At 67.7% G+C, this 23,773-nt stretch carries 24 protein-coding genes; 10 read left to right on the top strand and 14 right to left on the bottom strand.

What is annotated here, in order from left to right; all coding sequences use genetic code 11:
- Positions 1–27 precede the first annotated feature (27 nt).
- The 3 genes from V1460_RS00870 to V1460_RS00860 form a co-directional block, all read right to left on the bottom strand.
- Entirely contained in the window at positions 28–1,377 is a 1,350-nt protein-coding gene (locus V1460_RS00870) for an ISL3 family transposase (protein WP_338671528.1), read from the bottom strand.
- Between the two features lie 175 nt (positions 1,378–1,552).
- Complete coding sequence (locus V1460_RS00865) at positions 1,553–1,777, bottom strand: DUF5326 family protein (protein ID WP_338671527.1); 225 nt, start codon at positions 1,775–1,777, stop codon at positions 1,553–1,555.
- Positions 1,778–1,903: 126 nt separating this feature from the next.
- Positions 1,904–2,221: a cupin domain-containing protein gene (locus V1460_RS00860; protein ID WP_338671526.1), complete on the bottom strand. Its 318-nt coding sequence runs from the start codon at positions 2,219–2,221 to the stop codon at positions 1,904–1,906.
- Between the two features lie 60 nt (positions 2,222–2,281).
- Between V1460_RS00860 and V1460_RS00855 the strand changes: the two genes are divergently transcribed.
- The 4 genes from V1460_RS00855 (at position 2,282) to V1460_RS00840 (ending at position 5,509) form a co-directional block, all read left to right on the top strand.
- On the top strand, positions 2,282–2,659 hold the full coding sequence (locus V1460_RS00855) for a phage holin family protein (protein ID WP_338671525.1): 378 nt from the start codon (positions 2,282–2,284) through the stop codon (positions 2,657–2,659).
- A gap of 6 nt (positions 2,660–2,665) precedes the next feature.
- The gene (locus V1460_RS00850) at positions 2,666–3,826 is read left to right on the top strand and encodes a cystathionine gamma-lyase (protein WP_338671524.1); all 1,161 of its coding nucleotides are present in this window, start codon (positions 2,666–2,668) and stop codon (positions 3,824–3,826) included.
- Positions 3,827–4,023: 197 nt separating this feature from the next.
- Positions 4,024–4,929, top strand: coding sequence for a LysR family transcriptional regulator (locus tag V1460_RS00845; RefSeq protein WP_338671523.1), 906 nt, complete (start codon positions 4,024–4,026; stop codon positions 4,927–4,929).
- Between the two features lie 100 nt (positions 4,930–5,029).
- A complete protein-coding gene (locus V1460_RS00840) occupies positions 5,030–5,509 on the top strand; it encodes an NUDIX hydrolase (protein WP_338671522.1) in 480 nt (159 codons plus the stop codon).
- Between the two features lie 117 nt (positions 5,510–5,626).
- Here the strand turns inward: V1460_RS00840 and V1460_RS00835 are convergent, their stop codons facing one another.
- Positions 5,627–7,150, bottom strand: a complete 1,524-nt coding sequence (locus tag V1460_RS00835; RefSeq protein WP_338671521.1) for a globin domain-containing protein — start codon at positions 7,148–7,150, stop codon at positions 5,627–5,629.
- A 317-nt stretch (positions 7,151–7,467) separates the two neighbouring features.
- On the opposite strand from V1460_RS00835, the gene V1460_RS00830 reads away from it, so the two are divergent.
- A complete protein-coding gene (locus tag V1460_RS00830) occupies positions 7,468–8,340 on the top strand; it encodes a GNAT family N-acetyltransferase (RefSeq protein ID WP_338671520.1) in 873 nt (290 codons plus the stop codon).
- 97 nt (positions 8,341–8,437) lie between these two features.
- Here the strand turns inward: V1460_RS00830 and V1460_RS00825 are convergent, their stop codons facing one another.
- Positions 8,438–9,847 (bottom strand): serine hydrolase domain-containing protein, encoded by a 1,410-nt coding sequence (locus tag V1460_RS00825; protein WP_338671519.1) that lies wholly within the window; start codon positions 9,845–9,847, stop codon positions 8,438–8,440.
- Between the two features lie 328 nt (positions 9,848–10,175).
- On the opposite strand from V1460_RS00825, the gene V1460_RS00820 reads away from it, so the two are divergent.
- Positions 10,176–11,462 carry a hypothetical protein gene (locus tag V1460_RS00820; protein ID WP_338671517.1) on the top strand — a complete coding sequence of 429 codons (1,287 nt, stop codon included), beginning with the start codon at positions 10,176–10,178 and terminating at the stop codon, positions 11,460–11,462.
- 351 nt (positions 11,463–11,813) lie between these two features.
- Here the strand turns inward: V1460_RS00820 and V1460_RS00815 are convergent, their stop codons facing one another.
- A complete protein-coding gene (locus tag V1460_RS00815; protein WP_338671515.1) occupies positions 11,814–12,209 on the bottom strand; it encodes an alpha/beta hydrolase in 396 nt (131 codons plus the stop codon).
- Positions 12,210–12,460: 251 nt separating this feature from the next.
- Here V1460_RS00815 and V1460_RS00810 point away from each other — a divergent pair, with 251 nt between their 5' ends.
- A complete protein-coding gene (locus tag V1460_RS00810; protein ID WP_338671514.1) occupies positions 12,461–12,736 on the top strand; it encodes a hypothetical protein in 276 nt (91 codons plus the stop codon).
- Between the two features lie 217 nt (positions 12,737–12,953).
- Here the strand turns inward: V1460_RS00810 and V1460_RS00805 are convergent, their stop codons facing one another.
- Positions 12,954–13,847: a hypothetical protein gene (locus tag V1460_RS00805; protein ID WP_338671513.1), complete on the bottom strand. Its 894-nt coding sequence runs from the start codon at positions 13,845–13,847 to the stop codon at positions 12,954–12,956.
- Positions 13,848–14,045: 198 nt separating this feature from the next.
- Here V1460_RS00805 and V1460_RS00800 point away from each other — a divergent pair, with 198 nt between their 5' ends.
- A complete protein-coding gene (locus V1460_RS00800) occupies positions 14,046–15,296 on the top strand; it encodes an MFS transporter (protein WP_338671512.1) in 1,251 nt (416 codons plus the stop codon).
- Between the two features lie 53 nt (positions 15,297–15,349).
- Here V1460_RS00800 and V1460_RS00795 read toward each other — a convergent pair whose 3' ends face one another.
- The 3 genes from V1460_RS00795 to dnaB all read right to left on the bottom strand — a co-directional run bounded on the left by V1460_RS00795 (position 15,350) and on the right by dnaB (position 19,537).
- Positions 15,350–17,101, bottom strand: coding sequence for a hypothetical protein (locus V1460_RS00795; protein WP_338671511.1), 1,752 nt, complete (start codon positions 17,099–17,101; stop codon positions 15,350–15,352).
- 44 nt (positions 17,102–17,145) lie between these two features.
- A complete protein-coding gene (locus tag V1460_RS00790) occupies positions 17,146–17,787 on the bottom strand; it encodes a TnsA-like heteromeric transposase endonuclease subunit (RefSeq protein WP_338677840.1) in 642 nt (213 codons plus the stop codon).
- 262 nt (positions 17,788–18,049) lie between these two features.
- Positions 18,050–19,537 (bottom strand): replicative DNA helicase, encoded by a 1,488-nt coding sequence (gene dnaB, locus V1460_RS00785; RefSeq protein ID WP_338671509.1) that lies wholly within the window; start codon positions 19,535–19,537, stop codon positions 18,050–18,052.
- 425 nt (positions 19,538–19,962) lie between these two features.
- On the opposite strand from dnaB, the gene V1460_RS00780 reads away from it, so the two are divergent.
- Positions 19,963–21,300 carry an MATE family efflux transporter gene (locus tag V1460_RS00780; protein ID WP_338671507.1) on the top strand — a complete coding sequence of 446 codons (1,338 nt, stop codon included), beginning with the start codon at positions 19,963–19,965 and terminating at the stop codon, positions 21,298–21,300.
- 90 nt (positions 21,301–21,390) lie between these two features.
- Here V1460_RS00780 and rplI read toward each other — a convergent pair whose 3' ends face one another.
- The 4 genes from rplI to rpsF all read right to left on the bottom strand — a co-directional run bounded on the left by rplI (position 21,391) and on the right by rpsF (position 23,122).
- On the bottom strand, positions 21,391–21,837 hold the full coding sequence (rplI, locus tag V1460_RS00775) for a 50S ribosomal protein L9 (RefSeq protein ID WP_338671506.1): 447 nt from the start codon (positions 21,835–21,837) through the stop codon (positions 21,391–21,393).
- Positions 21,838–21,855: 18 nt separating this feature from the next.
- Positions 21,856–22,092 carry a 30S ribosomal protein S18 gene (gene rpsR, locus V1460_RS00770; RefSeq protein WP_005315025.1) on the bottom strand — a complete coding sequence of 79 codons (237 nt, stop codon included), beginning with the start codon at positions 22,090–22,092 and terminating at the stop codon, positions 21,856–21,858.
- 72 nt (positions 22,093–22,164) lie between these two features.
- Positions 22,165–22,758, bottom strand: coding sequence for a single-stranded DNA-binding protein (locus V1460_RS00765; RefSeq protein WP_338671505.1), 594 nt, complete (start codon positions 22,756–22,758; stop codon positions 22,165–22,167).
- 73 nt (positions 22,759–22,831) lie between these two features.
- Positions 22,832–23,122 (bottom strand): 30S ribosomal protein S6, encoded by a 291-nt coding sequence (gene rpsF / locus V1460_RS00760; protein ID WP_004950685.1) that lies wholly within the window; start codon positions 23,120–23,122, stop codon positions 22,832–22,834.
- A gap of 299 nt (positions 23,123–23,421) precedes the next feature.
- On the opposite strand from rpsF, the gene V1460_RS00755 reads away from it, so the two are divergent.
- Complete coding sequence (locus V1460_RS00755) at positions 23,422–23,739, top strand: hypothetical protein (protein WP_338671504.1); 318 nt, start codon at positions 23,422–23,424, stop codon at positions 23,737–23,739.
- Positions 23,740–23,773 lie beyond the last annotated feature (34 nt).

The following is a 23,773-nucleotide window of genomic DNA, read 5'->3' as shown; positions in this document are numbered from 1 at the left end:
CGAGCGGGCTAACACGGGTCTTCGAATTTAGTGGGGGTGCGCCTGCCGTCGGCTCCGGCGGGTGGTCGCACAGCGTGAGCGTAGGCGCTGGTTGGCGCGGTTGCGGAAGCCGAAGGCGTTACGCGCTTCGAGCTTGATGAGGCGGTTGTTGCCTTCGGAGGCGGCGTTGGTGATGCCGGTGGTCAGGTAGGTCTCGATGCCGTCCCACCACTGCTCGATGGTCTCGGCGAGGGTGAGGAGTTCGTGCAGGTGGGCGTGGTCGGCGACGTGGGTGAAGAAGCGGTGGCGGGCGGCGGAGATCGCGGAGCGGTCGGGGGCGTGGTGGGTGCGGCTGACGGCCAGGCCGAGGAGGTCGCGCAGGAGTTCCTTGGCCTGCCAGGCCGCGTGGATCTGCCGGCCGTAGGTGCCCATGTACTCCAACTCGGTCTTCAGGAGGAGGCGTTGGTCTTCGGTGAGGTCTTCTTTGTTGCGGCGCAGGAGTTTGCGGACGGTGTAGATGCCGTCGCCCTTGCGGGCCCGGCGGCCGTGCTGCCGCCAGGTGAGGCGTCGGCGCAGGTCGGCGAGGTGGCGCTGGGCGAGTTGCACGATGTGGAAGCAGTCGACGACCACGGTCGCGTGCGGCAGGGCACGGTGGACGGCGGCGCGGAAGGTGGAACACAGGTCGATGGCGACGTAGCGCACCTGTGCCCGCCAGGATGCGGGCTGGGAGCTGAGCCAGTCGGCGACCGAGGTGGCGTTGCGGCCTTCGACCTGCCCGAACAGTCCTTGCCCGCCGATCACGTCGACGAAGCCGATGTGCCAGGCGTCCGCGACCAGTTCCCACTTCTGCGTGGCCGGGTTCTGGGCCCAGACCGGCTTGCCCCGCCGGGTCTCGTCGATCCCGACCGCCTCGGTCGCGGGCGGCGTCTCGGGCAGGACCGTCGCGGCGTAGTCCTCGAAGCATCGCTGCACGATGGGCCAGCTCAAGGACAGGTCGCGGCCGGCCTGCACGACGGTGCGGGATCCGTCGCAGACCGCGGCCCCCGCCGCCCGGCGCAGGGCGGTGGTGGTGCGCATCCCGGCGGGCACCGCGTGGATCGCCTCGGTGAACGAGCCGCGCTCGCACGCGGGTTCGGCGCAGTACCAGCGTGCCTTGCGCCACCGGATACTCACAGGGCGTCCACCGCAGGGCAGGTGCCGGGGCCGGGTGGTGCGGTAGTCCTTCAGCCGGGTGGCGAAGACCCCGCACGAGGGGCAGGCCCGGGCGGAGTCCTCGCTCGTGACCACGTACACCGTCGAACCGCCCGCCCCGTCGTCCTTGACCTGCGTCACACTCACCCCCTCCAGCCCCAGAAGTCGCGTTGCCGCTTCGTTGATGCCGGTATCGTCGCTGTTCAAGCCCGTGGGGTTTCATGATCGGTTGCCTAGACAACAACCATGATCACGAAGGCCCGCGGGCTCCTTGCGTCCAGGGCGCCCGCACCCCAACCACCTCACACAGCGTGACCGGCGAGCGCGCCCGTCACCGCCGCACCCCCCACTAAATTCGAAGACCCGCTAACACGCGTACGCACTACCACTTGCCGTGCGAGGACTCGTCCGACGAGCCCTTGAACTTCCGTACGAGGTAGACGAGTCCACCAACCAGCGCCGCGAACAGCAACACCTTGAAGAGCAGGCCTATGACGAACCCGATCACGGTCGCGATGAGCCCACCGAACACCACGATCGCGATCAAAGGGATCGCTACCCACTTCACCCACCATGGCATTCCCGAAAGCACTTCCTGCACCGCCATCGCCCCTACCTCGCTTCTGTGTGAGTTGTTCCGGTTTCGATGCTAGGGCGGGACAGGGGGCTCGCGGGGGCTCGGCAGCCCTTGGAGTCCCCTGATCCGCCCCCTAGGGAAAGCCGGCGCGGCGAGTCAGCTCTCAGGCGGAGAGAAGACCACCAGGACCCGCAGATCCTCGGTGATGTGATGGAACTTGTGGGCCACCCCTGCCGGTACGTAGACCACGCTCCCCCGGCTCACCTGGGTGGTCTCCATCCCGACAGTGAGCGAAGCCCGGCCGCTCACCACGAAGTAGATCTCGTCCTGACCATGCGGGCGCTGGGGGTCGAGTTCCCCTGCGTCCAGCGCGTAGAGCCCCGCCGACATGTTCCGCTCGCGCAGAAACTGCAAATACGCCCCGTCATTGGCGGCACGCTCCGCCTCCAGCTCATCCAGTCGGAATGCCTTCATCACTGTTGCTACCCGCCTACCCCTGCACTTGGTCCCATCGCGTCTGCCACGATCAGACACATGATGAATTTCCTCGTCAAGACGATCGCCAACGCCGGGGCCCTTGCCGTGGCAATCTGGCTCATCCAGGACATAACCCTCACCGGGGACACCGCCGGGCAGAAGACCCTGACGCTGATCCTCGTCGCGCTGCTCTTCGGCCTGGTGAACTTCTTCGTCAAGCCGATCGCGAAGCTGCTGACGTTCCCGCTCTTCATCCTCACGCTGGGGCTCTTCACCCTGGTGATCAACGCCCTGATGCTGATGCTGACCTCCTGGCTGGCCGACAAGCTGGATCTGGGATTCCATGTCGAGGGCTTCTGGACGGCCGTGCTGGGCGGTCTTGTCATCTCGATCGTGTCGTGGGCGCTGAACATCGTGTTGCCCGAGAGGGACTGAACCACCATGAACGGCGTCAGCGGAACCGAGGACATGGGCGAGGGCACCAGAGCCGTACGGGCAGGCCTCCCCGAGGCCAGGAAGCACGAGCCGACGCTGCCCGGGCCGGTGTTCGCCGCTCACTACCACCTGCCGGGCGAGCCGACCGGCCCGTACGCCTACGGCCGGGACGACAACCCCACCTGGACGCTGCTGGAGCGGGCCATCGGCGAACTCGAAGCACCGTCCGGCGGTACCGGGACAGCCGAAGGCCCCGAGACCGTGGTCTTCGCCTCCGGCATGGCGGCCATCTCGGCCGTGCTGCTGTCCCACGCGCAGGCCGGCGACACGGTCGTGCTCCCGGACGACGGCTATCAGGCGCTGCCACTCGTGCGCGAACAGCTCGAGGCCTACGGGGTCGAGGTCCGCACCGCGCCGACGGCCGGCGACGCACAGCTCTCCGTACTCGACGGGGCGAAGCTGCTGTGGATCGAGACACCGTCCAATCCCGGGCTCGATGTGTGCGACGTGCGACGGCTCGTGGCAGCGGCGCACGCCGCAGGGACCCTGGTCGCGGTCGACAACACCTTGGCAACCCCCCTCGGCCAGCGTCCGCTGGCACTCGGCGCGGACTTCGCCGTGGCCAGCGGCACCAAGGGCCTCACCGGTCATGGGGACCTGCTGCTCGGCTATGTCGTCTGCCGCGACGCCGAGTCGGCGGCACGCGTACGCCGCTGGCGCAAGGTGGTCGGTGCGATCCCCGGTCCGATGGAAGCCTGGCTCGCCCACCGCTCCCTGGCCACGCTGCAACTGCGAGCCGAACGCCAGTGCGCGAACGCGCTCGCGGTCGCCCTGGAGCTGAAGGACTTCCCCGAGGTGTCCGGGCTGCGGTATCCGGGGCTGCCCGACGACCCCTCGCACCCGATCGCGGCAACCCAGATGCACCGCTTCGGCTCTGTGCTCTCCTTCACACTCCCCGACCGTGCGCATGCCGAACGGTTCCTGGCCGGGCTGCGCATCGTGGACGAAGCCACCAGCTTCGGCGCTGTCCGCTCCAGCGCCGAACGCCGCGGACGTTGGGGCGGCGACGCCGTTCCCGAGGGCTTCGTCCGGTTCTCGGCCGGCGCCGAGGACACCGCCGACCTGGTGGCGGACGTACGACGCGCCCTGGCCGCCGCCTTCCACTGACGGGGCGGCACGACCGAGTCACCGGAGGACGGTGCGTGGCCCACAGCATGGACGGCCGGTCCGAGCCTCCCCCCTCGTGGCTCGGACCGGCCGTCCGATTCCGCTGCGGTGATCCGCTCGAACAAGGCTAGTTGACTCTGCGTCAGTGTCCAATCACACCAACGACAGCAACCTATCGACTTATTTATAGTTGGACGATGGACTTGGCCTTGTTGCGCACATTCGTCACGGTGCACCGGGCCGGCTCGTTCACCCGCGCCGCCACACTCCTCGGCCTCTCCCAGCCCGCGGTGACCAGCCAGATCCGCACTCTGGAGCGCCAACTGGGACGACCGCTCTTCCTGAGGCAGCCGCGCGGAGTCACGCCCACGCCCATCGGCGACGAACTCGCCCACCGGGCCGCACCTCATCTGGACGCCCTGGTGGAGATCACCGAGGCAGGGCTCGACCTGGACGAGGAGTCGGGCGTGGTCCGTACCCTGCATCTGGCCGGGCCGCCCGAATTCACCTCGCTGCGAGTGCTTCCGGCGCTCACCCCGCTGATAGCGGGGGGCCTCGCGTTACGGACCTCCTTCGCGGGCGACGCCGAGGAGACCCTGGAAGGACTCGCGGCCGGGCACCACGATCTTGCTGTCACGACGGCCCGCCCTCGCGGGGGGCTGCTCACCCCGACTCCCCTCTGCGACGAGGAGCACGTCCTGGTCGCAGCGCCGCGCTGGGCGGCGCGCCTCGTACCCGAGCTGCGCCGGGGCAAGCACTCCCTGGTGCTGGAGCAGCTGCCGGTGGTTGAGGTCCATGAGTCCCTGCCCTTCGTCTCCCGCTACTGGTCCGCCGTCTTCGACAGCCGTCCCGCCGCTACGGCGACCGTCATCGCACCGGACCTGCGGGCTGTTCGGGACTCCACGGCAGCCGGCGCCGGGCTCGCGGTGCTGCCCCGCTACCTGTGCCAGCGGGATCTGGCGAGCGGCCGGATCGTGACCCTGCTGGAACCCGACGTACCACCACTGCGCACTTACTTCCTCGTCGTCCGCGCCGGGACACTGGCGCTGCCGCACATCGCCCCCGCGCACGAGCAACTACTGCGCGCGGCGGCTGACTGGTGACGTGCGGCGGATCCGTGACGTTCGCGCGAACCGCGGTGACACCGAGCGACAACGGGTGGAGACGAGTTTCAGAACGGGTGTCATGGGCCACTCTCTTGCCATGACCGAACGGCCAGTGGTCAAGCGCACCGCACGCGCCATTCTGCTCGACGGCGACGATCTCGTTCTGATCAAGCGCACCAAACCGGGCATGAACCCGTACTGGGTCACGCCGGGAGGCGGAGTCGAATCCACGGACGCCACCGTCGTGGACGCCCTGCACCGGGAAGTGGATGAGGAACTCGGCGCCAAGATCGTCGATGTCGTGCCCTGCTTCGTCGACACCGTCGAGCACATCGTGGACGGAGGAGTCGCCGGCGTGAAGGTCCAGCACTTCTTCGTCTGCCGCCTGGCCTCGATGGACACGTCGAGGCGACACGGCCCTGAAGTGGAGGAGCCTCTCGGCGAGTACGAGATCGTCCGGGTGCCCTTCAGTCGTGTCGGGATCGCGGCCGTCCATCTGGTACCGCTGTCCCTGCGGCACTATCTGGACGGCAACATCGAGGGCGTACGAGCCATGCACGCTCCCGACCTGGGTTGACGGAAAGCGGTCCTGAGTCGACGAGCAACGGTCCGTCGAATGAGCCTCGCCGCCCCGTGCGGGCCCCACCCTGTCCCCGCACACCTCCGGCGGCTGTCTCCGGCCGGCCCCTGTCGCTCATTCCGCCGCGGCGACCAGGTCCTCAAGTGAGTCATGCCGGATCCGCTCGAAGGGGATGCCGATGCCCCGGAGTGTGTGCACGCCATTGCGGATCATGCCAATCGGTCCCGACAGATAGGCGTCGTACTCGTTCCAGGGACCGTATGCGCGCACGAGGTCCGGCAACTGGGCCCTGTCGTCGATGATCGGACGCACCTGGAGCCAGGGATGGCTCTGCTGGAGCCGCAGCATCGTGTCGATGTCATAGAGGTCGTGGTCGCTGCGCGCCCCGTAGAAGACCTCCACAGGGCGGCGCTCGCCGTGCTTTGCGACATCTTCGACCAGCGCCTTGATGGGGGCGATCCCCGTGCCGCCGCCCAGGCACAGCAGCCCGTTGTCGGAGCTGTGGTCCACCGTCATGGACCCGGCAGGAGGTCCGAGGCGCAGCACATCGCCGGGACGGGCGTGATGGACCAGCGCGTTCGATACCCAACCCGCGGGGACGGCCTTGACGTGGAAGGACAGCAGCCCGTCGTTACGCGGAGCCCCGGCGAATGAGTAATGCCGCCAGACCCGCGGCCACCACGGGGTCTCCAGACTCGTGTACTGCCCGGCCAGGAACGAGTACGCCTGGTCGGGACGCACGGTGATGACCGCGATCTCGGGGGTCCTGAGATCGTGCGAGACCACCTCGGCGTACCACCAGGGCGGGGCGTACCGCTCGTTCTCGGCGGCGGCGTCGATCATGACCTGGGAGATCGTCGTGTACGTACGGATCCAGGCGGCCTCGGTCTCGCGGTTCCAACTGGTCGCGGCAAAGCGGCTGAGCGCGCCGATGAGCGCCTCCCCCACGGCGGGATAGTGCGCGGGCTGGGTGCCGTACTTGCGGTGGCCGCGGCCCAGGTGCGCCAGATAGTCGACGAGCACTTCGGTGTTGTCCATGTGCTCGGCCGCCGTGAGCAGCGCCCTGAGCAGCCGGTCCCGCTGAGCATCCATCGCCACTGGGAACAGGGCGCGCAGCTCCGGGTGCCGAACGAAGAGCAGCGCGTAGAAGTAGGACGTCACTTTGTCCGCGACGGGGGCTATCTCCTCCATGGTCCGCCGCACCAGGACGGCGTCCGGTGAGGCGTCGTGGTTCCGGTCGCGGGGATTGGGCGCAGGGGTGGCCGGTGCTGCCGGCTGGGGGGCCACCGGAGGATTCGGCACGGCAGGCGGGGGCATCGCAGGAGGGATCGGTACAACAGGCGGGGGCATCGCCGCGGCTCTCGCCGCCCCCGTTCCGACCGGCCGTATCGCGGCGACGGGGCGGCGCGGCACAGCTCTCCGTCCCTCGGCGCCCCGGCCCCCGGCGGTACCACTGGCGGCAGCACCGTCGCCGTTCCCGTCCTCATGGGGCGTAGAACGATGCGCGGTGCCCCGCTTTCGCGGTGTGAACCAGTCGGCACCGTTCTCACGGCGCTCTCGGTCGTCTCGACCGTCTTGGCTATCGCTGTTCTCGTCTGAAGTGCCCTTGTCCGCCGACGCGGTGGTCGGAGCGTCCATGTGTGCCTCGCCTCGAGCGTCTTTCGGTCGGTCTACGCACTTCCCGCTGCCCAGGAACGTGCCTCAGATCCCCGCTCCTGCGGGAATCAGGACGAGTGGGACTGAACTGTGACACTGTCCGCAACACCTTCGTCGCAGCATGCCAGCCGGACACCGCCACGGAGACGAAGAGAGGAAAGTCCGGGTCTCCGCGGCTGTTCTCCCGTTACGCTGCATTGCCCCATGCCCGTAGCCCGGTTTCAAGAACACCGGACTTGTCTCGGCCAGTTCTGGTAAAGCACTGGACGAACGATCATCCGGTCCGACAGCCTGACCTCATGTCAACACCGCTCGGCCAGCTCCCCATCCGGCGCCTGACCAGGTCAGACGTGACCATATGCGCTGATCTTTCGGAAGACCGCGGCTGGCCTCGCGAGGAACACAAATGGGGTCTGCTTCTCGCCTCGGGCACGGGCTACGGCATTGATGACCCATCAGGCAAGGGCCTTGTCACCGCGTGCGTGGTGACGCGCTACGGGCCTCAGTCGGGGCAGCAGGGCGAGCTCGCCGCCATCGGCATGGTTCTGGTGGCCGAGCGGTTCGCCCGCCAGGGTGTGGGTCGGCGGCTGATGGAATACGTCATCGCGGAGACCCGCGAGACACCACTCACCCTCCATGCCACCCCGTACGGCCGGCCTCTGTACGAGGAGCTGGGCTTCGGTACCGTCGGCAGCGCCGAGATGGTCCGGGGCTTCTTCCGGCTCACCGGGCCGGTGCCACAAGCCACCACTCGCCCGGCGACCGCCGATGACCTTCCCGCCATCCTGCGGCTGGACGCCGAGGCTTTCGGTAAAGACCGCACCCACATGATCACAAGGCTTCCGGCCTTCGCCGATCAGTTCAGGGTCGCCGAGTCCGATGGCGCGCTGACGGGCTACGGGGCGCTCTGGCCGAACATGGAGACCCATGTGGTGGGCCCGCTCATCGCCCGTGACACGGATACCGCGAAGTCCCTGATCGCCTCGCTGGCGGCGAGCACTGACCGACCACTGCGTACGGACATCGACGTACGCCATGGCGAGCTACTCCACTGGCTGAAGTCATGCGGATTGGCGACGGTCGCCTTCAACACCGTGATGCTCCGGGGCGCCGGGGAGCTCCCGGGCTCCTGGGGTCGTCGTTTCGCGCCCCTGACGGTCGCGGCGGGCTGAGGAAGGCGGCACGAGGGGCGACCGGTTCGGGGATCGGAGCCCCGCCCGGCTTCGGACTGTTTCACGTGAAACACGATCCCGTCAGCGCGCGAGCACCTCACCGCGGAAGCCCGCGCCAACCTTCCGGGTCCACTCCCCCCGGGACCTCCGCCGCCGGATCATAGGGCTCACGGGTGAAGACGAATGACCCCAGGTCGAGATGGTCCACCGTGCCGTCGCTCCGCCGCACCACGGTCAACGTCTCCCCGGCGTAGTACCCGTCGAGCCCGATCCAGTCGACCTCGCTCACACCGGCGCGGAAGCGGGCACCACGTCCGACCCCCTTGAGTGGATACAACTCCAGACCACGGTCGGCCAGCACCTTCAGCCCAAACGCATGGGTGCCCCAGTACCAGGGCCCGGCGAGTTCCAGAACAGACGGGTCCACCTCCGGCATAGGACGCCAAGGTTCGGGGAACCTCGGCTCGGCATCGGCCACGATGCCGACGAGGTCGCCTGCCACAGTGCCGGTCAACGGACCCGATGTGGCGTTGGCGAGTGCGACCCCGGTGACCCCCTCCTCCACACTCACCCAGAGGCCGGCGACAAACCCGGGCAGCGAGCCGGAATGGCCGATCAGTGTGCGTCCGGCCCTGCGTACCAGTTGAAGTCCCAGACCGTAGCCGCTCTCCCAGTCCCCCGTCTCGGGCGGCACGGAAGGCGTACGCATCTCCCGTACGGACTCCGCATTCAGCACCCGCTCATCGCCGTCAGCGAGGAAGCCCCCGAAGCGGCAGAGGTCGGACGCGGTGGACCACAACTGCCCGGCAGGGGCCATCAACCCGAGGTCCTGGACGGGTTCCGGCATCATCACATCGGCCCACGGATGCACCGCCCAGCCCCCCGCATGCGGTGACCGCGGCTGGGCGCTCGTCCGGTCCATCCCGAGTGGTTCGAGGATCTCCTGACGCAGCACGGCTTCCCAGGACTCCCCACGCACCGCCTCGACCAGTGCACCGAGCAGCGTGTATCCGGGGTTGGAGTAGTGATGGCGGCGCCCCACGGGGTGCGCCAACGGCTGGTCACCGAGCACATCTCGCAACCCGGGCCGGACCGTACCCGGCGTACGCTCCCACCACGGAGACGGACTCTCCGCGGCCAGCCCCGCTCCGTGTCCGAGGAGTTGGGCGACGGTCACCTCACCGACACCGGTGCCTGGCAGGTACTTCTCCAACGGATCGCTCAGATCCAGCAGCCCCTCATCCCTGAGCCGCATCACCAGAACCGCCGTGAAGGTCTTGGTGATGGACCCGACGCGGTACTGGGTGTCGGCATCCGGCACCTCATCGGCGACGCAACTCCGCGCCCCACTCCACAGACACCGGCCGTCCCTTCCCACTGCCCCGACCAGGGAAGGCGCCCGCCCCTCTGCCTGCCCTACGGCGACACGGTGCAGCAGAGCTCTTACGGTGCCGGGGAGCAGGGGCGGGACATCCGACGACGGGTACGGCGAGTGCGCTGAGTTCACGCCCAAGCTCTACCAGACGGACTCACTGTCCCCACACGGCATTTCCGTCCAGGCCCGCAGGTTCCTGAATTGAAGCAACGGAGAGCGGTGAGATCTTCTGCCCCTCCTTCACATGCGATGAGATAGATCTCAGAGAATTCGCGACAACACGAGCAACTATCCATATTCATTCCATTTTGCCCGATGGGTTCCTCTCGACCGTGAGGCGGCCGGATCGAGATCTCGATACCCCCGTCCCCGATACCGGCCATACGATCACGCCTACGGCTGCCACATGAGCGTGTCAATCCCCGGCCGTCCTCAGACCACCACACCCGAAAGGGATCAAGTGAAGCTTCGCCGTGCCCTCGCGACAGCTGCCGCCGTTGCCTTGGCCAGCCCCGTCATGCTGCTCTCCGCCACTTCGGCATTCGCCGACACCGAGCCCGCGACGCAGACGGTGAACCAGCCGAAGACCTACGCCGAGTTGGAGAAGGCCGCCGCCGACGCGGAGAAGGCGTACGAGGACGCGGTCGCCGCCAAGGCGGCCGGGCTGGAGAAGCTGAAGGCGACCATGGCCGCCCTGGCCCTGGACACGCACCCGCTCAAGGCCACCGCCCTGGCCAAGGATGCGGTGGCCAAGGCCGCGGCGGTTGACAAGACGGTCGCGGACAAGGCCGTCATCGACGCCGAGGCCGAGCTGGAAGCGGCCCAGGACGATGCCGCGAAGGCCAAAGCGCAGGAGGCCCTCACAACTGCCAGGGCGAATGCAGAGAAGGCCTCCGCCGCCAAGGCGCAAGCCGACGCCGAGAAGGAGGCGGCTTGGGACGCATGGAACGACGCCAGGATCAAGGCGGCGCAGGAGTACGGCCTCGTCCAGAACGCTCCTGAGGAAGCCCTCAAGATCAAGGAAGCCGCGGGCAAGGCGCTCGCCGCCGCCAAGGAGTGCGTGCGTGTTTCGGGACTGACCGTCCTCGCGGACGGCCTGCCGTCCGAGATCGTCGCCGGAACCACGGTCGACTTCTCGTTCACGGTGACCAATGGCACCGACAGGACGCTGGATGTGGACCCGCTGGCCGTGGTCGTCCTGAATCCGGTGAAGAACATGGACTTCCTCAAGGTGGAGTGGTCCAACGGGTCCGACTGGCAGGAGCTCGACGCCGGGAGAAACAACTATGTCGCGACCGTCGACGCCATGAAGCCGGGCGACCGCAGCGCTGTGAAGATGAGGCTCACTCTCGATGAGGCGGCTCCGTCGGCCAAGGGCTTCGCCCTGTTCGCCGGCGATGCCTCCAGCGCATACAACCCGTGTATCCACGGCCCGATGAAGCGCTATGACTACGAGGTCCTGCCTGCCGGAAGCGAGCCGGGAGAGATCGACGACGCCAAGCCCGGCACGGTCGATGACAAGGACCGGCCGACACCCAAGCCAAGCCCGTCCGTGCAGGGCGGCACCTCGACCGAGTCGGTTGGCACGTCGGGCACTCCGGAGACGACCACCGCGAACGGAAGCGCCCTCGCCAGGACCGGTTCGCCCTCCGTCCTGCCCCGGCTCGCTCTCGTGAGCGGTGCTGCCGTCGCACTCGGCGCAGGTTCGGTCTTCGCCATTCGCCGCCGCAAGGCCGACAACAGCTGATGCCTGTCCGCTTGCGGGGCCACGGACGCGAGTCCTGACGCCGGTACCGTCATCGCGGAACTGGGGCCATGACCGGCAGGAGAGCCATGGCCCTTCATGCCGCAGCCCCAACCAGGGGCAAGCCGCATGCCTCGGCCTGCGGAAGCTGAGCCGGACATCCAAGCGAGGAGACCGGCCGACGCCGGTATGGCGGTCGCGGTCTCCTCGCCCAGGCTTCGTTCTGGTACGTGCTGTTCACCGATCCACTGGGCGGCCCGGTCACTCGTCCACGTTACCGGCACCGGCAGAACGCCCGAGTGACGTGACCATTCAGACCGCCGGTAGCTGGACGCGATGTCCCCTTCCGGCAACTCACATCGTGCTGAGGAACTCCCTTACGGCTGCGGCGAACTCTGCTGGGACGGTCCCATGGACGGTGTGCCCGGCGGGGAGTTCGACGAGCCTGGTGTGGGGGCGACGTGCCGCCATATCCTTCGCATGCTCGGCGCCGAGCACCGTGCTGCGGCTGCCTCGGATGAGCAATGCCGGGCAGTCGCTGGCAAGCCAGTCCTCCCAGTGATCCCCGTTGAGCTGCTGCGGGGAGGCGTTCATGTCCTTCGGGTCGAAGGCGAGCCCCCATCCGTCGGCGTACTCGCGGACGGCGTCCATGAGATGGCTCGCTGACAGTCCGAGTTCTTCCAGCAACTCGGCGGCTCTGCTGGCGCTGGCGCTGCTGCCCGCGTCACTGCTGCCCGGTCGCCGGCTCACCGATGGACGCTCAGTCGGCGAACGACCGTAGAGCGTGACGCCGCAGCCGCTGGTCCTCGAGCTGAACCTCCAGATGAGGCCAGGACGTGGTCAGGCGCGAAAGATCGCCGTCCAAGCACCTCGGTCTCGGGGAAGTCGAAGAACCGGAGATCCCTGGTGGCCATGACCGGCTTCTTCACGCTCTGGCCGTGCTCGTCGACCCGGGTGTCAGTGCCCCGTCCATCGTCCCGCACGGACAGGGAACCGTCGGGATGGAGAACTACGACGCATCGCCCCCCGCCCCTGCTTGCCGCTTCGTCAGCGGCATAGCCAAGCACCTCAAGGACGAGGTGCCACGGCCCTCCCGGAGCGAACTCGTCGGGATTGTGGCGGATGTGCGACAGGTGATCCACATCAACGAGGCCGGACCAATCGTGCGTCGTATTGACCCAGGAAGCCCTCGATGTGTCCACGAGACGAGTATCCCAGGTGATGACAGCCTCCACATGAATGTGCTGCCCGGTCTGAATTGTCAGACCCTGCGCTGAGAGTGCGGCGAGATGGGGCCGGTCCCGAGGCGCCTCCACGTTGTAGGTTCTCACTTTCGATGTCATTCGACGACGCCGTGACCTGGGCGTTCTCTCGCTGCCTCACGTCGTGTCAGGCCCTGCCGGTCTCAGATCCGTGTCATTTCCTACTGGCGCCCACGTAGGTCCGTCAGACGGGCCAGCCAGCGAGCACGGAGACTCAACCTGCCCCGGCGCGTCATCTGGGGACCGTCCTGCTCCGGGGTGCCCGGTCGCGCAGGACAAGCAGGGTCCAGCCGCGGCCGACTGGATCGAGTGGTCTGGTCGCGGCGGTGAAGAGCTCTGCGGCCCGGCGGTAGGAAAGCCGCCCTCGGCCGGTCACCGGGCAGCGGTCAGCTGCCGGTATGGAGGCGGGGGCCCTTCGGTCGGTGACGAACACCGGCCCCGCAGTGCGCCCGGCCAGCAGCATGGGCAGCAGGCGTGCCGTGCCCCATCCCCAGCTCAGGGCTGCTGCCGCGCGCGCCCTGGTGCGTCGGCTGGACAGGTCGAGGTGATCGATGTTGAGGGCGAGCACCTGTTCGACGGGGGCTCTCGACTCGTGGAGGAGGTGCCACAGAGTCAACTCCCTGAGTGGCGCCCGCAAGGCGAGGGCGGCGCGGGCCCGATCCGGGTCGGCGGCAGTCGCCCTCGCAGCCGTGAAAGCGTCGGAGGGGTTCGGTGCCGGTCCAGGACACGGCGCCGGCGGTGCCAGTCCGGCGGCCGGGTCTGCGGTGATCCAGCCTTCTGCCAGCCACCATGCCGTAGCGGCTCGAAGGCAGGCCAGTTCGCGGGCCAGTGTGCGTGACTCCGCAGCGGCGGCACGGTCGGCCAGTGCCCGTTGCAGCCGCTCTGGGGCCTTCGGGTCGTCGAGCAGGGCAAGAGGAACGACGGGCGGGTGGGCCCCCCGGCGCTCGCGACCGGTCGGAGCCCGGCGGTCGACCAATGGCCAGGACCACCCGACCAGCGAGATGCGGTAAACGCGGCGGGAGGCGCTGCCGAGATCGGCCGCGGCGAGATAGCGATCAACGGCTGCGCTGTACTCCACCGGCGCCAGGCGAGGTGTTCCCGCTCCGTCGGTTTGGTGCTGACTCATGCTGGCCATCCGCAGTAAATGAACTCCATGGAGCCTGCCCCATCCTTCTTCCGCTGAGCCTACCACCAGGCATGTTGCAGTAAATATAGGCCATTTACTGCGCCAATTACCCGGAATGGAAATTACTCGTGGAAGAATCAGATTTCTTTCTCGGAAACGCTTGCAGGGAATAGGCTGACGGAGGAAAAGTGCGGAGCCATGACGCTTCGCACTCGCCCGCCCGCTGCATCCAAGCCCCAGACAGCCACTCACCGCCTGCGCACGCTGCGGCACTCCTCGTTCCGCCGCTTCCTCATCGGCCAGAGCACGTCGTTACTCGGCACCGGGATGAACACGATCGGGACGACCTTCGCCGTGCTGCAGATGCCTGGCGGCGGGGTCGACGCCGTCGGCGTGGTGATGGCGGCGCGGATCCTCGCTGTGCTGGTCGTGCTGCTGCTCGGCGGCGTGTTCACCGATCGTCTCGGAGCCCGTGCAGTCATGCTGACAGCGGATCTGCTCCGGTTCACCGCCCAGGGCACGCTGGCCGTACTGCTGCTCACCCATAGCGCGAGGGTCTGGGAAGTGGTCGCGCTGGCGGTGGTCCTCGGAATCGGTGAGGGAGGGTTCAGCCCGGGTCTGACGGCTCTGGTGCCCGGTCTCGTTCCGGCAGATGACCTTGCGGACGCCAACTCGCTGCTGCAGATCGTCCAGGCTGTGACCTCGGTCGCAGGTCCAGGTCTGGCCGGTCTGCTCATCGCTGTTTCTGATGCTGGCACCGTGCTCGCTGTCGACGCGGTCAGCTACGGCGTGAGCGCCCTGGCCCTGGCTGGGCTGCCCCTGTCGCAGTTGGCCACGCCCCGCCATGGGTTGTTCACCGACCTGGGGCGCGGCTGGAAGGAGTTCACCTCCCGCACATGGCTGTGGGTCACGACCCTCCACATCAGCCTCTTCAACTTCGTTCTCTGGGCACCGTTCCTGGTGCTGGGTCCGACTCTTGCTCAGCAGCGGCTCGGCGGTGCCAGTGCCTGGGGGCTGGTGCTGGCCCTGTACGGCATCGGGTCAATCGGCAGCGGCCTGGCACTGCTCGGCAGGAACCCCAGCCGGGCGCTCGTCTGGTCCGTGGCCGCATCCGCAGGCTGGGCACTCCCGGCAGCAGCGTTGGCGGCGCGGTTGCCGCTGGGCTGGGTGGCCGCGGCCGCACTCCTCGCAGGGGCCGGGGCAGCGGTGTGTAACACCCTCGTGACGACCGTCATCCAGCGCGAGATCCCCGCCGAGGTCCGCGGACGGGTCAGTGCGTTCGACAGCCTGGGTGCCTTCGCCCTGGGGCCGCTCGGGCTGGCGCTGGCCGGGCCCGTGTCGAACATCGTGGGGGCAGACCGGCTCCTCGGGCTCGGTGTGTTGTGGCAGCTGACCGCGGTCGGGGTGGTACTGGTGTTCCCGTCCGTTCGACGGCACGGCGCAAGGTGAGGTGTGGGGCTGTCTTCTTCGTCCAGTGACAGCGCATCCATGTCGTCATCTGCTCATGACGGCGGGGGCGACTGAGCGCGGTCGCGCGCTCGGAGGGCAACGTTGTGGCTTGCTCCACCACGGGGCCGGAGAGGGATGTTGTGGGTGTGGGCCCACCGAGCCATGTTCGCAGTACTCATACCCGTCTCGCGGGCAAGGTCGGGCAGGGTTCGTCGGTGGACAACGTACTGCTCAAACAGCCATTCCCGTTCGATGGTGCCACGGTGTCTGTAGTCCTGGGGACCCTCCCTGAGCGGGATGCCGTACTCCTTGGCGAGATCGGTCAGCAGTCTGCGGGAGAAGCCGGTAAGGGTGGCGATCTGCTGGAGGGACCGGTGTTCGTCGAGGTAGAGCTGAGTGAAGCGCTCTGCCGGGATGGCTTGCCGGGCTTGCTGCCGGATGCGGCCGGTGGCTCTGGCAGCGTTCTTCGTCAGCGGGGGTGCGGGGGCTGGGTGTTCGTCGAGGACATGCCGGATGGCCTCGACGTTCGTGCCCAGGACTTGGGCGGCGTGCTGAACGGGGTGCCGCCGTTCTCGGACGAGTTGGTGCAGGCGGGGGAGGTCGATATGCGCCGGGTCGGGGCCAGGAAGGGAGAGTCCGGCCAGCAGGGCGGTGGGAGGCTGCCAGGTCGCGGGCTCTTCGTGGATGTGTTGCGCGGCGAGGAATTCGAGGGCTTCCTGTTGGAGGGCGTGTGCGAGTTCGGGGGTCTGAAGGGCGGTGAGCCTCAAGGACGTCGCCCGGAACTCTGCGCTGTCGAGCCCGCCCAGGTCGGGGACGGACTCGGCAGGCAGGCCGCTGAGGCGTTGGAAGAGTTGGCTGCGGGCGATGCGTTCGCGCCGGCTGGTCCCTGGCGGTGTTCCGGTGCGGCGGCAGATCTCCAGCCAGCGGTCATGGGGAAGCAGTCCGGTGTAGTCCAGGAGCCGACGCCGGCCGTAGTCGATGGGGATGTCATCGGCGTCAAGGCGGTCGGCGAGCCGGTCCAGGGCGGTGACGATGTCCGGCCATTGTGGAAGGTCGTCGAGTTCCTGGAGGAGGCGTGAGATCTCGATGCCGTCGATGGCATCGCCGACCAGCCGAGCGGACTGGTCCAAGGAGGTGCGGCTGTCGGGGATCAGCAGCAGGGCGGCGAGGGCGGGGGCCAGGGTCCGCGAATGTATTCCTTCGGGCGGTGTGAGCCGGACCGTCCAGTACGGCCAGAACATCGTGGGGATCTTTCTGGCTCGCTGCTCGATGTCCCGAGTGGTCCTTGCAGGCCGGCGGGGAGTCTCGGTCGTGCGGTAGCGGATGTGCTCGCTGGGGCGGAGGGAGGGGTCGAGGGCGGCCAGGTGCACGGACTGCAGCACCGGGCTGATGCCCTGGCCCCAGTCGTCGATGCTGGTAGCCGAGATCTGCGTGAGTTCCTCGCGTACTGCTTCCAGCAGGCCCCGCAGGGCCTCACCAGCCCGGTGGATTCCTGGCTGTTCCAGGATGCCCAGGGCCATGGTGACCGCGACCGCGGCATCCGCGGCTCGTGGCGGGGCCATGAACCCCGGGCGGTCCGCCGCCTGTTCCGTGCGCGGGACGATCGGATCGGTGGCGAGGTGCGCTTCTGCGATGTCGGCCGGCATCTGTTCACGCAGGACAGCAGCGGGAACGTCGCTCAGGACGCGGATGCCCAGGGCCCGGATGTCGGCCAGCACCGCCGGTGTCGGCTGGGGAACAGTCCGGTAGGGGCCGAAGGCCGCTGTCGGCCCGTCGATGATCTCCGTGACCCGGTCCTGCGCCATGAGAACCGGATGGCCAGGAGGCAGGCGAAGCGTCGAAACACAGGTCAGATCGGCGCCGCAGCCAGTCGTGACCGGACCGCCTGGGCGGATCGACGGATTGCCGCAGAACGGACTTGCTCCTCCGGGTGATTAGGCAGGCTGACCGCCGCGCGTCGCAAAGAGACTCCATCGAGTTCAGCGCCACGGAGTTCGTCGACGAGCCCACGATCGAACAGCCAGTCCCTGCGGTAGCCCGACAAGAAACGGACGTTCTCCAGCTCAGCCGCAGGTGGCTCGCTCCAGACCTCGTAACTCCACCCGCGAACCTCCATCGCCTCACGGGTCCAGCCGAAAGTGAAGGCCACCTCCGGCTTGGACAACCGGTGCAGTGGCTTCACATCCACGATCACAGGCCCCTCGTCGGTGACCAGAAGATAGTCCGGGATGTGCTTGCGCACGGCCCCGTCCACCTCGGCCTTGAGCAAAAAGGGCTGGGCCACGATGTGCCGTACGGACGGATCGAAATCAGCGAAGAGGAGCCTCTCCAGTTCGAGGCGCGACTCGTAGATGACGTGGTCGCGCATTGTGGCGGACCAGTAGGTGCCCGAGTAGTGCCGCTGGCCTCGGTACCAGCGGAAGGTCCGCCACGGGTCCGCCGCCGCAAGCCCGTCGATCGAGGAAGCAGTCCACTCCCGGTTCTCAAGCAAGCTGCCGTTCGGGCCCCGCAGGCTCACGGTGATCGATCCCGGGCTCAGCCCTGCCGCCATAAGTCACCCCCGGATCGCAGGCAGTCCCCTTCACGGACGCTACGTTCGCATCCGCGGGAGGCTCGCAGGCCGGACCTGAGACAGGGTCACCCAAACGAGTGACGGCGATGAGCAGCGATTCTCAATCCCGTGTCAGATCGGCCACTCGGATGACATCGCGACTGAGAAAATGACACGAGATTTGAGAACCTACACGTGGTCGTCAGGTCTGCGCCATGTCCACGAACCGCGAGTAGTGCCCCTGGAACGCCACCGTGATGGTGGCCGTCGGGCCGTTACGGTGCTTGGCGACGATCAGGTCCGCCTCGCCGGCGCGGGGGGACTCCTTCTCGTAGGCATCCTCGCGGTGCAGCAGGATGACCATGTCGGCGTCCTGCTCGATGGAGCCGGACTCACGCAGGTCGGAGACCATCGGCTTCTTGTCGGTGCGCTGCTCGGGGCCACGGTTCAGCTGGGAGAGTGCGATCACCGGGACCTCCAGCTCCTTGGCGAGCAGCTTGAGGTTACGGGACATGTCCGAGACCTCCTGCTGGCGGCTCTCCGCCCGCTTGGAGCCACCGGACTGCATCAGCTGGAGGTAGTCGATGACGACCAGCCGCAGGTCGTTGCGCTGCTTGAGTCGGCGGCACTTGGCGCGGATCTCCATCATCGACAGGTTCGGAGAGTCGTCGATGTAGAGCGGGGCCTGGGAGACGTCCGGCATACGGCGGGCCAGCCGGGTCCAGTCCTCGTCGGTCATCGTGCCCGATCGCATATGGTGCAAGGCCACCCGTGCCTCGGCGGACAGCAGGCGCATCGCGATCTCGTTGCGACCCATTTCGAGGGAGAAGATCACGCTGGGCAGATTGTTCTTGATCGACGCAGCACGGGCGAAGTCCAGCGCCAGGGTGGACTTACCCATGGCGGGACGTGCGGCGATCACGATCATCTGGCCGGGGTGCAGACCGTTGGTGAGGGAGTCGAAGTCGGTGAAGCCGGTCGGGACGCCCGTCATCTCACCGCTGCGAGAACCGATCGCCTCGATCTCGTCGAGCGCGCCCTCCATGATGTCGGCGAGCGGTAGATAGTCCTCGCTGGTGCGCTGCTCGGTGACGGCGTAGATCTCCGCCTGCGCGGAGTTCACGATCTCGTCGACGTCGCCGTCCGCCGCGTATCCCATCTGGGTGATGCGCGTGCCCGCCTCTACCAGGCGGCGCAGCACCGCCCGTTCATGGACGATCTCAGCGTAGTACGAGGCGTTGGCCGCGGTCGGCACCGACTGGACCAGGGTGTGGAGGTACGAGGCACCGCCGACGCGGGTGATCTCCCCACGCTTGGTCAACTCGGCGGCCACCGTGATGGGGTCGGCGGGCTCGCCCTTGGCGTAGAGGTCGAGGATGGCCTGGTAGACGGTCTCGTGGGCGGGCCGGTAGAAGTCATGGCCCTTGAGGATCTCGACGACATCCGCGATGGCGTCCTTGGACAGCAGCATGCCGCCGAGAACGGACTGCTCGGCGTCGAGGTCCTGCGGGGGAACCCGCTCGAACCCGCCGGGTGCGCCGTCGTCCCACGGGCCGCTCTCATGGCCGCGCTCGTGCTGCTCCTCGCGGCCACGCCCGCGGCCCTCTCCGCGCCTCTGGCGCGAGACGGGCAGTCGAGCACCCGGACCGACGTCGGTCCAGGGCTCGTCCAGGGGCTCGGGAATGCTCACCGGCCGCCTCCCCTCCCGTCCGCTCCACGGACCTCTCCGTGCCCTCTTTCTACGGCACGGCACTGACAGAAAACGTGCGGCCCGACTCCACCTGTGGCGCGTCGAGCGCCGGTCTACGTTAGGGCTCCCGGCACCGTCAGCCAATCTGGTTATCCACAGGCCATGTGGACGAGCGACGAGATGCTGTGGAGAACCCCCCGGAACCTGTGCACGGATCGGGGGACACAGCTGTGGACAAGTCGGGGCCCTCCTCATGACACACCATTTGACCTGCATGTTTTCCATCCACGGGCTGTGGGGGAGAAAAACTTTCCCAGGCGGGCCAAGATCAGAACAAACGGCGCACAGCCGAAGCCCCATCTCAGAGATTGGTAAGGATCACATATGCCTTGTATTCCTTACCTGTGGAAGATTAGATTGCCCGCATGACCCAGGCCACCGTGGCGCCGCACAACAGCCGGCGAAAGCATGACCGCGAGATCGTCGCGCTCGCGATCCCCGCCTTCGGCGCACTGGTCGCAGAGCCGCTCTTCGTACTCGTCGACAGCGCCATTGTCGGCCATCTGGGCACGCCCCAACTCGCCGGTCTCGGGGTCGCTGCCGCGCTGCTGATGACCGCGGTGAGCGTGTTCGTCTTCCTCGCCTACGCGACCACCGCAGCGGTCGCCCGACGCGTCGGGGCCGGTGAGCTGGGCGCCGCCATCCGTCAGGGGATCGATGGGATCTGGCTCGCCCTGGTGCTGGGCGCCGGCGTGATCGCCGTGATGCTGCCCGGCGCCCCCTGGCTGGTCGAGTTGTTCGGAGCATCGAATACCGCCGCGCCCTTCGCCGTCACATATCTGCGCATCTCCAGCCTGGGTATCCCGGCGATGCTCGTCGTCCTGGCCGCCACCGGGGTGTTGCGCGGCCTTCAGGACACCCGCACCCCTCTGTATGTGGCCATCGCGGGCTTCGCGGCCAACGCGGCACTCAACGCCGGGCTCGTCTACGGTGCCGGACTCGGTATCGCCGGGTCCGCCTGGGGAACGGTGCTCGCCCAGTGTGGGATGGCCGCCGCCTATCTCGTGGTCGTCGTCCGGGGGGCCCGTCGGCACGGCGCTTCCCTGCGGCCCGACGCCGCGGGTATACGCGCCAGCGCCCAAGCGGGAGCACCCTTGCTGGTGCGTACGCTCTCGCTGCGTGCCGTACTGCTGATCGCCACGGCCGTGGCAGCCCGCCTCGGCGACACCGAGATCGCCGGGCACCAGATCATCATTTCCCTCTGGTCCCTGATGGCCTTCGCGCTTGACGCGATCGCCATAGCGGGCCAAGCGATCATCGGCCGCCATCTCGGCGCCGACGACCCCGAAGGCGCCCGGCAGGTCTGCCGTCGCATGGTGCTCTGGGGCATCGTCTCGGGCGTCGTGCTGGGTGTGCTGCTCGTACTGGCCAGGCCGCTCATCATCCCCCTGTTCACCGGAGACCAGGCGGTGCGCAGTGCACTGCTTCCGGCACTGCTGGTGGTGGCTCTCTCCCAGCCGGTGGCCGGAGTGGTTTTCGTGCTGGACGGGGTGTTGATGGGCGCGGGCGACGGCCGCTATCTGGCGTTGGCCATGCTTCTGACGCTGGCCGCCTTCGCTCCCGTCGCCCTGCTCGTACCGGCCCTCGGCGGTGGCCTCACCGCACTCTGGGGAGCCATGACACTGATGATGACCGTGCGCATGCTGACTCTGTGGCTGCGCACTCGCTCCGGCCGCTGGATCGTCACGGGTGCGACCCGCTGATCGGGCACGCACCCGCGCCGTTTCACGTGAAACAGCACAGAGGGCCGCACCCGACGGGTGCGGCCCTCTCAGGCTCTATGAGCAGTCGCCTCAGGCGGCGACGACCTCGATGCCGAGCTTCGCGGCAACCTCGGGGTGCAGACGCACGGACACCTGGTGCGAGCCCAGGGTCTTGATCGGCGAACCGAGCTCAACGCGACGCTTGTCGACGTCCGGGCCGCCCGCGGTCTTGATCGCCGAAGCGATGTCAGCCGGGGTGACCGAGCCGAACAGGCGGCCGGCGTCGCCGGAGCGAACGGCCAGACGCACCTTGACGCCCTCGAGCTTGGCCTTGATCTCGTTGGCCTGCTCGATGGTGGCGATCTCGTGGATCTTACGGGCGCGACGGATCTGCTCTACGTCCTTCTCGCCACCCTTGGTCCAGCGGATCGCGAAACCACGCGGGACCAGGTAGTTGCGAGCGTAACCGTCCTTGACGTCAACGACGTCGCCGGCAGCGCCGAGGCCGGAGACCTCGTGGGTGAGGATGATCTTCATATCGTGGTCACCCTTCCCTTAGCGCGCGGTGGACGTGTAGGGCAGCAGCGCCATCTCACGGCTGTTCTTCACGGCCGTGGCGACGTCACGCTGGTGCTGCGTGCAGTTGCCGGTAACGCGGCGGGCACGGATCTTGCCGCGGTCGGAAATGAACTTCCGCAGCATGTTCGTGTCCTTGTAGTCCACGTACGCGGTCTTGTCCTTGCAGAATGCGCAGACCTTCTTCTTAGGCTTGCGCACAGGCGGCTTCGCCATGGTGTTTCTCCTGTGTGATCAAGAAGTAGGGGTACGAGCTGCCTCTTGGTCCTGTCCCTGAGGGACCAGGTCCTAGAAAGGGGGCTCGTCCGAGTAGCCGCCGCCGGAGCTTCCGCCGGAGCTTCCGCCCCAGCCGCCACCGCCGCCGCCCTGCTGCTGGCCGCCGCCGGCCGGCGCGCTGGTCGCCCAGGGGTCGTCGGCGGGAGCACCGCCGCCACCCTGCTGGCCACCGCCGGGGCCGCCGCCCCAGTTGCCGCCGCCCTGCTGCTGGCCGCCGCCGTAGCCGCCCTGGCCGCCCCGACCGGTGGTCTTGGTGACCTTGGCCGTGGCGTTCTTGAGGCTGGGGCCGACTTCCTCGACGTCCAGCTCGAAGACCGTGCGCTTCACACCCTCGCGGTCCTCGTACGACCGCTGCTTCAGCCGGCCCTGCACGACGACGCGCATGCCTCGCTGGAGCGATTCGGCGACGTTCTCCGCCGCCTGACGCCAGACCGAGCAGGTCAGGAAGAGGCTCTCGCCGTCCTTCCACTCGTTGGTCTGACGGTCGAAGGTGCGGGGAGTCGACGCGACACGGAACTTCGCGACGGCCGCACCGGACGGGGTGAAGCGCAGCTCGGGGTCGTCGACAAGATTGCCGACGACCGTGATGACGGTCTCGCCTGCCATGGGTGAACCTCTCGGCGGGATTGCTTCTGGCTGCTTGCTGCTACTCGAACCCGATGACCTCTGAGCTAGGCGCTCAGTGGGTCTCGGGGCGGAGGACCTTGGTCCGGAGGACCGACTCGTTCAGGTTCATCTGGCGGTCGAGCTCCTTGACGACCGCAGGCTCCGCCTGCAGGTCGATGACCGAGTAGATGCCCTCGGGCTTCTTCTTGATCTCGTAAGCGAGACGACGACGGCCCCAGGTGTCGACCTTCTCCACCTTTCCGTTGCCCTCACGGACGACGGAGAGGAAGTTCTCGATCAGCGGGGAGACAGCGCGCTCCTCGAGATCGGGGTCGAGGATGACCATCACCTCGTAGTGACGCATGTGGAACCCACCTCCTTTGGACTCAGCGGCCACGGTCGTTCCGTGGCAGGAGGGTCGTGATGCGTGAGCATCGATGTCTACGAGTAAATCAGGGCCCACTGACAATCGGGCTCGAGAACCGAGAATCCGAATGCAGGCCTGGGCAGACACCGATGCAGACGGTACACACTACCCTCACCCCTGCTTCCGGTTGAAATCCGGCGGCCCCTGGCCGCACCCTGTACACATCGGGTGTGGGCGGCGTCACAGTGCGCCGCCCTCCGGGAATGCGGGCCCGCAGGACCGCCAGGAGGTGCTTCATGGCACAGACAATGCGCTCGAACCCCACAGGCTCCCTTCTCGCCACGGACGGCAAGCCCCATCGGCTCCAGGACACCCTGATGGTGGCCACCCTGGTGCTGGGTTTGGTGTCGCTCGTGACGGCGCAGTTCGACTTTCTGCATCTACTCGCCTCGTGGACCGGGCTGATCGGCATCCTGGCCGGTGGTTACGGCCAGTTCATCTCCGTCACGACCCGCGAGCGCTTCCTCACGGTCGTCGGGCTCGGCGCCTCCGGCATCGGCTTCTTCCTCGGTATGGCCCGCGGCGGGCTCTTCGGCGGTCTGATCGGATACTGACTTTCCGCGGCCTGCCGCCGCCCCACCCGGCCCG

The sequence above is a fragment of the Streptomyces sp. SCSIO 30461 genome, from assembly GCF_037023745.1.
GTDB lineage: Bacteria > Actinomycetota > Actinomycetes > Streptomycetales > Streptomycetaceae > Streptomyces.
The sequence above is the reverse complement of the archived record's forward strand: the minus strand, read 5'-3'. Positions and strand labels throughout refer to the sequence as shown.

Excerpts from the sequence above, each read along its gene's own strand:
- V1460_RS00865 (WP_338671527.1), bottom strand. The coding sequence starts at position 1,777 with ATGGCGGTGCAGGAAGTGCTTTCGGGAATGCCATGGTGGGTGAAGTGG.
- V1460_RS00860 (WP_338671526.1), bottom strand. The coding sequence starts at position 2,221 with ATGAAGGCATTCCGACTGGATGAGCTGGAGGCGGAGCGTGCCGCCAAT.
- V1460_RS00855 (WP_338671525.1), top strand. The coding sequence starts at position 2,282 with ATGATGAATTTCCTCGTCAAGACGATCGCCAACGCCGGGGCCCTTGCC.
- V1460_RS00850 (WP_338671524.1), top strand. The coding sequence starts at position 2,666 with ATGAACGGCGTCAGCGGAACCGAGGACATGGGCGAGGGCACCAGAGCC.
- V1460_RS00845 (WP_338671523.1), top strand. The coding sequence starts at position 4,024 with ATGGACTTGGCCTTGTTGCGCACATTCGTCACGGTGCACCGGGCCGGC.
- V1460_RS00840 (WP_338671522.1), top strand. The coding sequence starts at position 5,030 with ATGACCGAACGGCCAGTGGTCAAGCGCACCGCACGCGCCATTCTGCTC.
- V1460_RS00835 (WP_338671521.1), bottom strand. The coding sequence starts at position 7,150 with ATGGACGCTCCGACCACCGCGTCGGCGGACAAGGGCACTTCAGACGAG.
- V1460_RS00830 (WP_338671520.1), top strand. The coding sequence starts at position 7,468 with ATGTCAACACCGCTCGGCCAGCTCCCCATCCGGCGCCTGACCAGGTCA.
- V1460_RS00810 (WP_338671514.1), top strand. The coding sequence starts at position 12,461 with ATGGAGAACTACGACGCATCGCCCCCCGCCCCTGCTTGCCGCTTCGTC.
- V1460_RS00805 (WP_338671513.1), bottom strand. The coding sequence starts at position 13,847 with ATGAGTCAGCACCAAACCGACGGAGCGGGAACACCTCGCCTGGCGCCG.
- V1460_RS00800 (WP_338671512.1), top strand. The coding sequence starts at position 14,046 with ATGACGCTTCGCACTCGCCCGCCCGCTGCATCCAAGCCCCAGACAGCC.
- V1460_RS00795 (WP_338671511.1), bottom strand. The coding sequence starts at position 17,101 with ATGGCGCAGGACCGGGTCACGGAGATCATCGACGGGCCGACAGCGGCC.
- V1460_RS00780 (WP_338671507.1), top strand. The coding sequence starts at position 19,963 with ATGACCCAGGCCACCGTGGCGCCGCACAACAGCCGGCGAAAGCATGAC.
- rplI (WP_338671506.1), bottom strand. The coding sequence starts at position 21,837 with ATGAAGATCATCCTCACCCACGAGGTCTCCGGCCTCGGCGCTGCCGGC.
- rpsR (WP_005315025.1), bottom strand. The coding sequence starts at position 22,092 with ATGGCGAAGCCGCCTGTGCGCAAGCCTAAGAAGAAGGTCTGCGCATTC.
- V1460_RS00765 (WP_338671505.1), bottom strand. The coding sequence starts at position 22,758 with ATGGCAGGCGAGACCGTCATCACGGTCGTCGGCAATCTTGTCGACGAC.
- rpsF (WP_004950685.1), bottom strand. The coding sequence starts at position 23,122 with ATGCGTCACTACGAGGTGATGGTCATCCTCGACCCCGATCTCGAGGAG.
- V1460_RS00755 (WP_338671504.1), top strand. The coding sequence starts at position 23,422 with ATGGCACAGACAATGCGCTCGAACCCCACAGGCTCCCTTCTCGCCACG.